The following is a 10,121-nucleotide window of genomic DNA, read 5'->3' as shown; positions in this document are numbered from 1 at the left end:
GCAGCCACACCCCAGGCGATTGCCGATTATGCCGCGGCTTTGGGCCCCGACGCCGAACGTTACGACGCCGCGCTCGGTGAGCCCCGGTTCGACGACGACGCCTGGGCGGGCAAGCTCGACGTTCTGCTCGATCTGAGGCCCGCGGTGGCGTCGTTCACCTTCGGCCTGCCCAGCGCCGAGGAGATACAGCGCCTGCGTGCGGCAGGTATCACGACGGTGGGCACCGTGACGACGTTGGCCGAGGCTCGGCAGGCCGTCGAGCGCGGCGTCGTAACGTTCGGCGTCGGGGCCCAAAGCCGCGGCATAATCGGCAATCGCCTGGGGTGTGGCTGCAGATGGTTGCGGGACAAAGACATTCGCGCCCACCGGGCCGGTGGTCAGGCTCTGTGCAACGCTGATGCGTTCGGCGAACACCTGCGCCGTGAGGTAGCCCCCGGCCACGAATCCCAAGCCACCGGCCGCGCTACCTCCGGCGGCGAGCTCGGGGGTCGACGGACCGCCGGCCATCGGTGCGACGAGAATCGCCGCGGTGAGGTCGCGCAGATCGAACATCAGCGCACCGCCTTAGCGAAGAGCAGGCAGTCCTGCGGTTCGTCGCTGATGTTCGGCAGCAACGCGTAGCGGGCCAGGCGACCCTCCAGGCGGAGCCCATTGCGCCGGAGCAGGTTCGCCGATGCCTCGTTGTCGACGTGGCAGTACGCCGAGATGCGGTAGACGGTCGGATCACGGTGCGCCTTGTCGAACAACAGGCGAACCGCCTCGGACATGAAACCCTGCTTCCACCACGGCCGACCCAGGTAGTAGCCGAAGTCGATGTGGTGCGGCTGTGGTCGCCGCCAGCCGATCGCCCCGATCGGGCCCTCTCCGCGCAGATCGATCAGCCAGGTCGTCTCGCCACCGACGTTGAACACTTCGGTGAGGACGCGTCGGGTTTCGCCGACGTCGCGGTGCGTTCGCCACGCCATGTAGTGCGTCACCTCCGGATCCGACGCGACCCGCTCGAAGAGGGGCTCCGCGTCGTCGAGGTTCGGCGCACGCAACGCGATCCTCGGGCCGTTGAGCACCTCGATGTCCGCCATGGGTACATCGTGCATCGTTGCCGGGTTCACCACCACGGTGGTTGACTGAATCGGTATGGCGATCACGTTCAACCACACCATCGTGGCCGCAAGAGACCGTGAGGAATCGGCCCGGTTCTTCACCGAGTTGTTCGGCCTACCCGCCGCCAAAGAGTTCGGCCATTTCCTGGCCGTCGGATTGGCGCATGACGCGAGCCTCGACTTCGCGCAGGTCGGTCCTGATGAGGAGATCCGCCCGCAGCATTACGCCTTCCTGGTGTCCGAGGACGAGTTCTCCGAGATCTACGGCCGCATCCGCGAGCGGGACCTGCAGCACTGGGCCGACCCCCGCGGCATGCGGCCGGGCGAGATCAATCACAACGACGGCGGTCGCGGCGTCTACTTTCAGGATCCGGCGGGCCACTACCTCGAGATCATCACCCGGCCTTACGGATCCGGCGCGGGCTGACCCGCTACCTGAGTGAGTGCCCGCGTTTGCTTTCCTGATCGCGGTAGTCGTCGGCGAGCTTGCGGACGTGTTTGGGCAGCGCATCGGCGGCCACATCGGCAAGGCTCGTCCGTTCGAGCACCGATCGCATGCTCGCGCGCAGTGCACGCCAGACGTCGGTCAGCGGCGTCGTCGGCCCGGTGTAGGGCAGGTCTCCGAGCCCGATGTCACGGACGCTGGCCAGCGGACCGTCGATGCAGCGCAATACATCGGCGAGGCTGATGTCCTTCGCCGGGCGGGCCAGCTCGTAGCCGCCCTCACGGCCGCGGTGGCTGCGCACGAGGCGGTCGGTCCGCAGCGCCGCAAGGATGTCGACGAGAAACTGCGGCGGGATGCCCTGCGCTTTGGCGAGGTCGTCGGTCGTGACGAGGACGCCGTCGTCAGCGGTGGCCAGCTGCACCATCGCGCGAACGGCGTACTCCGCTTTGGCCGACATGCGCATGGACACAGTCAATCACTAGTGACGGCCAGCACCGCTTCGGCGAGCTCCGGCCGGCAGACGATGAGGTCAGGCAGCAGCGGGTCGGGACGGTTGTAGAGCAACGGGGACCCGTCGATGCGGGAGGTGTGCAGGCCGGCGACGCGGGCGACGGCGACAGGCGCCGCCGAATCCCACTCGTACTGCCCACCCGCGTGCACGTAGACATCCGAGAGACCCTGTACGACGGACGCGACCTTCGCCCCCGCCGAGCCCATCTCGACCAACGTGCCGCCAAGCGCGTCGCGCACCGCGAGCGCGATTGCAGGCGGCCGTGTGCGCGACACGACGATCCGCGGCGTATCGGGGGCGGCAGGCGGCGGCGCGACCGCGGGCGTGGCCAACGTGATGTGCTGGGCCGGGAGCGCCACCGCGCCCGCGACCAGTTCCCCCCGTACCCACAGCGCGACGTGCACGGCCCAGTCGTCGCGCCCGAGTTCGGAGAACTCGCGAGTGCCGTCGAGGGGATCGACGATCCAGACGCGTTCGGCGCTCAAGCGGACGGGGTTGTCAGCACCCTCCTCCGACAGCACCGCGTCATCCGGCCGTTCGGTCGCCAGCGCTTCCATCAGGAAGTCGTGGGAACGCTTGTCCCCGGCGGCTTTTCGCTCGGGTCCGGTGGCGTCGGCCAGCTCCGTGCGCACGCCGAGCAGAAGCTCTCCAGCCGCCGTGGCCAGCTGTGCAGCGAGATCGTGATCGCTCACTGGCGGCTTTCCAGCAGCTCGATCACCATGTCCGCCAACTCCTCGGGGTCGCGGTCGGGGGTCAACCGCAGGTCCGGGTTCTTCGGTCGCTGATAGGGACTGTCGATTCCGGTGAAGTGGGTGATCTTCCCGGCGCGGGCCTTGGCGTACAAGCCCTTCGGGTCGCGTCGTTCGCAGTCCTCCAGGGGCGTGTCGCAGAAGACCTCGAAGAAGTCGAGGCCCGCCTCGGTGGTCACCTTTCGCGCCAGGGCGCGGTGTTCCTCGAGCGGACTGATCGCGGGCACCAGCACCACCTGTCCGGAATCGGCGAGGATCGCCGCGACGTGAGCCAACCTGCGCTGGTTCTCGGCACGGTCGGCCATCGAGAAGCCGAGATCGGCGTTGAGCCCGTGGCGCAGGTTGTCACCGTCGAGAACATAGGCGGGAACGCCCTTTTCGATCAGCTTCTGCTCCACCAGCATCGCCACCGACGACTTACCCGACCCCGATAGGCCGGTGAACCACACCGTCCTGCCCTTGCTCAGCCGGTCCTCGGCCTTGCACAACGACTCGTGCCGCACGGTGTTCGGACTCGAGGTGCGCGCGGTTACCTGCGGCAGGATCATGCCTGCGGCGACCGTGCCGTTGGTGTTCGGGTCGATCAGGATGAACGAGCCGGTGGTCGCGTTGCGGCTGTACTCGTCGAGCAGCAGCGGCGTCTGCGTCCGCAGCGAGACACGGCCCAGCTCATTGAGTTTGAGCGCGGTCGCCTCTTTGTCCCGGTGCAGGGTGTTGACGTCGAGCCGGTAATCCAGCGCCGTCACCCGCGCCCGTGTCGTGCGGGTGGTGTGCTTGATCAGGTAGTCGCGGCCGGGCTCCAACGCGGACCCGTCGGCCATCCAGCAGACGGTGGCGTCGAATTCCTGTGCCCCCCGGGGTTGGTTGTTCGGACGCGCGATCAGGTCGCCGCGCGAGATGTCGATGTCGTCGGTCAGGCTGATCGCCACCGCCATGGGCGGGAACGCCTCGTCGACAGGACCGTTGGGACCCTCGATCGCCGAGATGCGTGATGTCAGACCCGCGGGCAGCACGACGACGTCGTCACCGACCTTCATCACGCCGCTGGCGACGGTGCCTGCGTAACTGCGGTGGTCGTGGTGTTCCAGCGACTGCGGGCGGATCACGTACTGGACGGGAAAACGGACGTCGACAAGATTGCGGTCGCCGGCGATGTACACCTCTTCGAGGTGCGTCAGCAGCGGCGGACCCTCGTACCACGGTGTCTTGTCGGACTTGGTCACCACGTTGTCGCCGTTGAGGGCCGACAGCGGAATCGTCGTCACATCGTGGATGTCCAGGCGCGCGGCGAAGTCATGAAAGTCATCGCGGATCTTCTCGAACCGCTCTCTGTCCCAATCGATCAGGTCCATCTTGTTCACGGCGAGCACGATGTGCCGGATGCCGAGCAGCGATGCGAGGAACGCGTGACGGCGCGACTGCTCGAGCAGGCCGTGGCGCGCATCGACCAGGACGATGGCCAGCTGCGCGGTCGACGTACCCGTGACCATGTTGCGCGTGTACTGAATGTGGCCCGGAGTGTCGGCAATGATGAATTTGCGCCTGGGCGTAGCGAAGTAGCGATAGGCGACGTCGATCGTGATGCCCTGCTCACGCTCGGCCCGCAGGCCGTCGGTCACCAGCGCGAGATCGGTGTAGTCGTGACCGCGTTCCTTGGATGTCCGCTCGACAGACGCCAATTGGTCTTCCATGACGGCCTTGGAGTCGAACAGCAACCGGCCGATCAGGGTCGACTTGCCGTCGTCGACGGAACCCGCGGTGGCGATCCGCAACAGCGTCGCGGCGGACCGCGCATTGGGGGCGGGCCGCTCGCTGGTGCTAGTCATCAGAAGTAGCCCTCTCGCTTGCGGTCCTCCATGCCGGCCTCGGAAATGCGGTCGTCGGCGCGCGTGGCGCCGCGTTCAGTCAGCCGCGACACCGCCGTCTCGGCGATGACCTCGGAAACCGTTGCGGCGCGGGACTCCACACACCCGGTGCAGGTGACATCGCCGACGGTGCGGAACCGAACGGTCTTCTCGACAACCTCTTCGTCCTTGCGCGGCTGCAGGTACCGGTGCACGGCCAGCAGCATTCCGTCGCGTTCGAAGACCTTGCGGCGGTGTGCATAGTAAATCGAGGGCAGTTTGATCTTCTCTGCACCGATATAGGACCAGATGTCGAACTCGGTCCAGTTCGACAACGGGAACACGCGGATGTGCTCGCCCTTGTGGTGACGGCCGTTGTAGAGGTTCCACAGCTCCGGTCGCTGGGCCTTGGGGTCCCACTGACCGAACTCGTCGCGGAAGGAAAACACCCGCTCCTTGGCGCGCGCCTTCTCCTCGTCGCGGCGCGCGCCGCCGAACGCGGCGTCGAACTTGTTCTCGCGGATGGCCCGCAGCAGGGTCACCGTCTGCAGCGGATTGCGCGACGGGATCGTCTCGACCACACGCCCGGCGTCGATGTCGTCCTGCACTTTGGCGACGACCAGCCGGACGCCGAACTCCTCGACGAGTTCGTCGCGCGTCTGCAGCACCTCGTCGAAGTTGTGCCCGGTGTCGACGTGCATGACCGGGAACGGCAGCCGGCCCGGCCGGAATGCCTTGAGCGCAAGGTGCAGCATCACGATGGAGTCCTTGCCGCCGGAGAACAGCAGCACGGGCCGCTCGAACTCTGCGGCCACCTCGCGGATGATGTGGATGGCCTCGGCTTCCAATGACCGCAGGTGACTGAGCTCGTAGCGCCCCGCGTGAACGTGTTCGGTGGTGGCCGTCATGGTTTCCTCGTAAAGTTGGTAGGAATGACCATATTTACGATCATTCCCGATATTAGACACCGCGGCCGCGCGGGGTGTCAACGGCCGGGTGCCGCACTCCATCCCTTGCCGCGCGAGCGTGTCTGCGCACGACACGCCGCATGATCTCGGCACTTCGCGCACGCTCGACCGTCGCGAGCGTGCGCTCAGTGCTTACCCGCGAGGTAATTGAACTCGCGCGGCTGGCGCCGATACTCGACCTATGACCACCACTTCCCCGCCCCGGACGGGCGCAGACGTCATGGCGCAGTTCATCCCGCAGTCCCCGTTCGTGGCCAAGCTCGGCATCGTGCCCGAGCGGCTCGACGGCGACGAGATTCGGCTGCGCCTGCCGTGGGACGAGTCCAATGTGACCGTCGGCGACATGGTGCACGGCGGCGCGGTCGCCGCGTTGGCCGATGTCGCGGTGATGGCGGCGGCTTGGGCGCAGGCCGAGGTGCCGGAGTCACTGCGCGGGGTGACCACGTCGATGTCGCTGCAGTTTCTGTCGCCCGCGCGTGCGTGCGACCTGGTCGCGATCGGGCGGGTGCTGCGCCGGGGCAAGACGCTGGTCAACTGCGACGTCGACGTCGTCACGGCCGACGGCGAAGCGGTGGCGAAGGCGATCGCGACCTACAAGATCGGTTAGCGCACGCTCGTCGGCCCGCGAACGTGCGCAAAGTGTCGAAACTCCGCGGCGCGTCGTGTGCAAACACGCACGCTCGCGGAACAAAAGCAGGGGCGTTACAGCGTGACCTCTTTGAGCCGGCCGGTGGCGACGTCGAAGACGAACCCGCGCAACGACTCGTGCTTGGTGACGAACGGGCTGGCCTCGATGCGGCGCAGTGACTGCCGCACGTCCTCCTCGAGATCGACGAACGACTCGGCGGCCCACTCGGGCTTGATGCCGATCTCATCCTGGATCTGCTGTTTGAACCCGTCGTCGGTGAACGTCAGCATGCCGCAGTCAGTGTGGTGGATGAGGATGATCTCCTTGGTGCCGAGCAGCCGCTGGCTGATCGCCAACGATCGGATCTCGTCGTCGGTCACGACGCCGCCCGCGTTGCGGATGACGTGCGCCTCGCCGTCTTGGAGACCGAGGATCCGGTAGACATCGAGCCGGGCGTCCATACACGCCACCACCGCGACGTGCTTGCTCGGCGGCAACGGCAGCGGACCGGAGAACGTCCTGGCGTACTCCTCGTTGTTCTTCAGATATTCGTCGGTCACGGACATGGGTCGACCCTATAACCGCCTCCGCCCCGACAGAGCGAAGAAAATCAAGCAGATCAAATAATTGACGAGCGTGCTGCGCCGATCACCTGACGATCGGCGCGAACAGGTCGTAGACCGTGGCGCCGTCGACGTCGACCGGAGTGAAGTTCTGCTGCACCCATGACGCGATCGCGGAGGCTTCGCCGTGGTTCCGGCGAGGGGGTCCGTCGTGGCCATCGCCGATGAAGTACCGCACCTCCTGGCGCCCGACGTACGCCTGGAACTGCTCGAGCGTCGGCGAATCGTCGGATCCCGTGAACCCTCCGATCGCCATCACCGACGCCCCGGTCTCCAGTTCGAGCCTGCTCGCGGTCATCGATCCGACGGTCGCTGCCGCCCAGCGGGACGGCGCCTCCCTGACGATGTTCTCGAGCGCAGAGTTGTCCGCGCCTGCGCCGAACCGATCGGGGCCTCCTGGAGGCGGGTGCCAGCCGGGCCCGTCCCCGTGCGAACCACTCACGCCGACGGAAGGACCAGCGACAACCATCGGACCGCCCTGTGTGTTGGCCACCGTCGCCAACGTGTACGCGGTCGGACCGGCCACGCCGAACGCCGCAGCGGCGAGGGCCAACACCGTCGTCGCGCGGCCGAGCCGGTGCGCGCCGACCGCCAGTATCGAAGCCACGATCACCGAACCGACCAACACGACCCAGCGCACCGCCGGCCACCAGTCCGGCGTCCTGTCGAGCAGGATGAACGCCCACATGCCGGTGGACGCCGACATGATCGCCAACACAAACCGCGGGGCGGGAAAACGCCTGCCTCGCCACAACTCCCGAATCGAGATCCCGACCAGTGCAGCCACCGCCGGCGCCAGCGCGACGGTGTAGTACGGGTGGATGGTGCCGTCCATGAAGCTGAACACCGCGCCGGTCACCAGCAACCAGCCGCCCCACATCAGGAGCGCGGCCCGGAGGCCGGCCGTCCTCGGGACCCGGCGGGTGAACCACAATCCCGCCACCAGTCCGATCAACGCGGCGGGCAACAGCCACGACGCCTGCGTGCCCATCGAGTCGCCGAACATCCGGCCGATACCGGGCTCACCGCCGAAGAACAGGGGTCGTCCGCCGTCGGGCCCGCCCGGGCCGGGGCCCATGCCCCCGGGTCCGCCCCGGCCGGCGATTCGCTCGATTCCGTTGTAGCCCAATGCCAGCTGCAGCAGGCTGTTGTCTGTGGAGCCGCCGATGTAGGGCCGCGAATCGGCCGGCCACAATTCGACCAGGGCCAGGAACCACCCGGCGGAGACGACCATCGCCGCCGCACCCGCCGCCAATGAACCGATGCGCCGCCACATCCCTACGGGCGCGGCGACCAGGAACGCCAGTGCCAGACCGGGTACGACGAGAAAAGCCTGCAACATCTTCGTCAGGAACGCGAACCCGAGAGCACAACCCGCCAGCGCCATCCAGCGGGTGCTCGCGGTCTCGGTCGCCCGCAGCACACAGTACGCGGCGACCACCATCAGCAGCACCACAAGCGCGTCGGGATTGTTGAAGCGGAACATCAGCGCGGCGACGGGTGTGAGTGCCAATGCGGCGCCGGCGATCAGGCCCGCAGCGGGACCGCTGACGCGGCGGACCGTCGCGTAGAGCACCGCCACGGAGCCGACACCCATCATCGCCTGTGGGAGCAGCATGGTGAACGCGTTGAAGCCGAACAGCCTGCCGGACAACGCCATGACCCACAGGGAGGCAGGCGGTTTGTCGACGGTGATGGCATTGCCGGCATCGTGGGACCCGAACAACCACGCCTTGAAGTTCTGTGTACCGGCCTGGGCCGCCGCCGCGTAGTAGTCGTTGGCCCAGCCGTTCGAGCCCAGACCCCACAGATACAGCACCGCGGTCGCGAGCAATAGCGCGGCCAGGGCTGGACGTGTCCAGCGGGCACCGGTCCGCTCAACCGGGGTATCGGCAGCCGACGCCGCAGGCCGGAGTTCGTCTGTGAGGGTCATCGCGCGATTCCTCCGCCGTGCAGCCTGTTTCGAGCGCGCCGGGGATGGAACACCCAGCCGCGCAGCAGCACGAATCGCGCCGCGGTGGCCGCGAGGTTGGCCAGCACCAGCACGGTCAGCTCGAGCAGACGATGCGGATGGCCGACCAACAGATGCAAGACGGCGAGTGAGCCGCTGGTGATCGTCAGGGCGATCGCGAACACGATCAGCCCCTCGACGTGATGCCGTGTCGCGTTGGCGAAACCCCCGATGCCGAAGGTGAACCGGCGGTTCGCGGCGGTGTTGGCCACGGCGGTGGCCAGCAGCGCGATCAGGTTCGCCGCCTGCGCGCCCACCCACCCGTGCATGAGCATGAACAGAGCAACATAGGCCGCGGTGGAGACGACGCCGATGGCGCCGAAGCGCACGACCTGGCGCAACAACGAGCCGGGGGCGGCGGCCTTCGCCGGTGCCAGTTGTGCGGCGATGTCGTGCACCGGGATCGATCCATTGGCGAATCCGCGCAACAAGCGTCCAATTCCCTTCAGGTCGGCGGCGGTCGTGGCGACGATGTCGACGCGGCTGTCCGGATCGTCGACCCAGTCGACGGGTACTTCGTGGATGCGTAGGCCGCTCCGTTCAGCGAGCACCAACAGTTCGGTGTCGAAGAACCAACCGGTGTCGGCGACATGCGGCAGCAGAAACCGGGCCACGTCGGAGCGGATGGCCTTGAAGCCGCATTGCGCATCGGAGAACCGGGCCGCGAGCGTGGATTTCAGGATGAGGTTGTAGCAGCGCGAGATGACTTCGCGCTTGGCGCCACGCACGACCCGCGCGCCGCGGCTCAACCGCGTCCCGATCGCCAAGTCCGAATGCCCGGAAATCAGTGGCGCCACCAGCGGGGCGAGCGCGGTGAGATCGGTCGACAGGTCAACGTCCATATAGGCGAGCACCTGCGCGTCCGATTCCGACCACACGGTGTGCAGCGCCCGGCCGCGGCCCTTCTGTTCGAGCCGCACCACCCGCACATCGCTCAGTTCGGCGGCCAGTTCGGCCGCCACGCGGGGGGTGTCGTCGCAGCTGGCGTTGTCGGCGATGGTGATTCGGGAGGGGAACGGGAAGTTCTCCCGCAGGTGCCGGTGCAGCCGGCGCACCGACCCCGTCAGGTCGTCCTCCTCGTTGTACACCGGAACCACGACGTCGAGAACCGGAACGCCGGCCGCGCGGGCCGCCGTCGCGGCGTTGGGCCGGTACTCGAAACGCAGGCGCTCGAGAGCGATGTCCGTCACGACGTCCATGGTCGAGGCACATGGTGTGTCCCCCATTGGCCGAACCTGTGTC

General features: G+C 67.3%; 10 protein-coding genes and 2 pseudogenes. 3 read left to right on the top strand and 9 right to left on the bottom strand.

The features are described 5' to 3' along the window. Positions 1–39 precede the first annotated feature (39 nt). Positions 40–210, top strand: a pseudogene (locus A5650_RS27420) (nitronate monooxygenase); the annotation flags it as partial. Between the two features lie 48 nt (positions 211–258). Here A5650_RS27420 and A5650_RS27415 read toward each other — a convergent pair. Beyond that, a pseudogene (locus A5650_RS27415) lies at positions 259–555 on the bottom strand (nitronate monooxygenase); the annotation flags it as partial. Further along, positions 552–1,079, bottom strand: coding sequence for a GNAT family N-acetyltransferase (locus A5650_RS20585; RefSeq protein ID WP_067295953.1), 528 nt, complete (start codon positions 1,077–1,079; stop codon positions 552–554). The pseudogene A5650_RS27415 and the gene A5650_RS20585, both read right to left, overlap by 4 nt. A gap of 55 nt (positions 1,080–1,134) precedes the next feature. Between A5650_RS20585 and A5650_RS20580 the strand changes: the two genes are divergently transcribed. Then, entirely contained in the window at positions 1,135–1,527 is a 393-nt protein-coding gene (locus A5650_RS20580) for a VOC family protein (protein WP_067295922.1), read from the top strand. A gap of 4 nt (positions 1,528–1,531) precedes the next feature. Here A5650_RS20580 and A5650_RS20575 read toward each other — a convergent pair whose 3' ends face one another. The 4 genes from A5650_RS20575 to cysD are packed head-to-tail and all read right to left on the bottom strand — an operon-like array spanning position 1,532 to position 5,557. After that, positions 1,532–2,008, bottom strand: a complete 477-nt coding sequence (locus A5650_RS20575) for an Rrf2 family transcriptional regulator (RefSeq protein WP_067295951.1) — start codon at positions 2,006–2,008, stop codon at positions 1,532–1,534. Positions 2,009–2,016: 8 nt separating this feature from the next. Next, positions 2,017–2,748, bottom strand: a complete 732-nt coding sequence (locus A5650_RS20570) for a 3'(2'),5'-bisphosphate nucleotidase CysQ (RefSeq protein WP_067295919.1) — start codon at positions 2,746–2,748, stop codon at positions 2,017–2,019. Next, complete coding sequence (gene cysN / locus A5650_RS20565; protein WP_067295916.1) at positions 2,745–4,631, bottom strand: sulfate adenylyltransferase subunit CysN; 1,887 nt, start codon at positions 4,629–4,631, stop codon at positions 2,745–2,747. The genes A5650_RS20570 and cysN overlap by 4 nt, the downstream gene beginning before the upstream one ends. Beyond that, positions 4,631–5,557: a sulfate adenylyltransferase subunit CysD gene (cysD, locus tag A5650_RS20560; protein ID WP_067295913.1), complete on the bottom strand. Its 927-nt coding sequence runs from the start codon at positions 5,555–5,557 to the stop codon at positions 4,631–4,633. Before cysD ends, cysN begins: the two co-directional genes overlap by 1 nt. A 241-nt stretch (positions 5,558–5,798) precedes the next feature. Here cysD and A5650_RS20555 point away from each other — a divergent pair, with 241 nt between their 5' ends. Continuing rightward, complete coding sequence (locus tag A5650_RS20555; RefSeq protein ID WP_067295909.1) at positions 5,799–6,224, top strand: PaaI family thioesterase; 426 nt, start codon at positions 5,799–5,801, stop codon at positions 6,222–6,224. Positions 6,225–6,319: 95 nt separating this feature from the next. Here A5650_RS20555 and A5650_RS20550 read toward each other — a convergent pair whose 3' ends face one another. The 3 genes from A5650_RS20550 to A5650_RS20540 all read right to left on the bottom strand — a co-directional run bounded on the left by A5650_RS20550 (position 6,320) and on the right by A5650_RS20540 (position 10,078). Further along, on the bottom strand, positions 6,320–6,811 hold the full coding sequence (locus tag A5650_RS20550; RefSeq protein WP_067295906.1) for a beta-class carbonic anhydrase: 492 nt from the start codon (positions 6,809–6,811) through the stop codon (positions 6,320–6,322). 82 nt (positions 6,812–6,893) lie between these two features. Beyond that, a complete protein-coding gene (locus tag A5650_RS20545) occupies positions 6,894–8,801 on the bottom strand; it encodes an ArnT family glycosyltransferase (RefSeq protein ID WP_067295902.1) in 1,908 nt (635 codons plus the stop codon). After that, positions 8,798–10,078, bottom strand: coding sequence for a bifunctional glycosyltransferase family 2/GtrA family protein (locus tag A5650_RS20540; protein ID WP_067295899.1), 1,281 nt, complete (start codon positions 10,076–10,078; stop codon positions 8,798–8,800). Before A5650_RS20540 ends, A5650_RS20545 begins: the two co-directional genes overlap by 4 nt. Positions 10,079–10,121: the final 43 nt, after the last annotated feature.

The organism is Mycobacterium sp. 1164985.4, from assembly GCF_001668575.1.
GTDB lineage: Bacteria > Actinomycetota > Actinomycetes > Mycobacteriales > Mycobacteriaceae > Mycobacterium.
The sequence above is the reverse complement of the archived record's forward strand: the minus strand, read 5'-3'. Positions and strand labels throughout refer to the sequence as shown.

Bases quoted from the DNA above. Each gene is read 5' to 3' on its own strand.
- A5650_RS20550 (WP_067295906.1), bottom strand. From the start codon at position 6,811: ATGTCCGTGACCGACGAATATCTGAAGAACAACGAGGAGTACGCCAGG.
- A5650_RS20555 (WP_067295909.1), top strand. From the start codon at position 5,799: ATGACCACCACTTCCCCGCCCCGGACGGGCGCAGACGTCATGGCGCAG.
- cysN (WP_067295916.1), bottom strand. From the start codon at position 4,631: ATGACTAGCACCAGCGAGCGGCCCGCCCCCAATGCGCGGTCCGCCGCG.
- A5650_RS20585 (WP_067295953.1), bottom strand. From the start codon at position 1,079: ATGGCGGACATCGAGGTGCTCAACGGCCCGAGGATCGCGTTGCGTGCG.
- A5650_RS20575 (WP_067295951.1), bottom strand. From the start codon at position 2,008: ATGCGCATGTCGGCCAAAGCGGAGTACGCCGTTCGCGCGATGGTGCAG.
- A5650_RS20545 (WP_067295902.1), bottom strand. From the start codon at position 8,801: ATGACCCTCACAGACGAACTCCGGCCTGCGGCGTCGGCTGCCGATACC.
- A5650_RS20580 (WP_067295922.1), top strand. From the start codon at position 1,135: ATGGCGATCACGTTCAACCACACCATCGTGGCCGCAAGAGACCGTGAG.
- cysD (WP_067295913.1), bottom strand. From the start codon at position 5,557: ATGACGGCCACCACCGAACACGTTCACGCGGGGCGCTACGAGCTCAGT.
- A5650_RS20540 (WP_067295899.1), bottom strand. From the start codon at position 10,078: ATGGACGTCGTGACGGACATCGCTCTCGAGCGCCTGCGTTTCGAGTAC.